Origin of the sequence: Marinobacter sp. bablab_jr003 (assembly GCF_016464245.1) — a bacterium.
Taxonomy (GTDB): Bacteria; Pseudomonadota; Gammaproteobacteria; order Pseudomonadales; family Oleiphilaceae; genus Marinobacter; species Marinobacter vinifirmus.
In genome coordinates, this window is record NZ_JADARC010000024.1 from 1 (window position 1) to 316 (window position 316).

The 316-nt window shown below is 48.4% G+C and carries 1 rRNA gene; it reads right to left on the minus strand.

Annotated elements, in window-relative coordinates:
• Positions 1–226 precede the first annotated feature (226 nt).
• Positions 227–316 (minus strand): 16S ribosomal RNA (locus tag H3Z84_RS01630); the annotation flags it as partial.

The following is a 316-nucleotide window of genomic DNA, read 5'->3' on the forward strand; positions in this document are numbered from 1 at the left end:
CTCTCGGAGATAATGAGAGAAATCTATTCGTGTTCTATCTCGTCCAATTTGTTAAAGAGCAAATCTGACCCAGTGATCAGAAAGGAAGGCTTCATCAGGATGAAACATTCGTTTCTGTACACTACAGACTAGAGTACAAAGGCGCCTGCCCAGCAGACCCTTTTGCCCTCTTTACTAGCCAACCAAGTAATTCGTGTGGACTCTGACCGAAGCATTCGGCTTCGTTTAAGGAGGTGATCCAGCCGCAGGTTCCCCTACGGCTACCTTGTTACGACTTCACCCCAGTCATGAACCACACCGTGGTAATCGTCCTCCC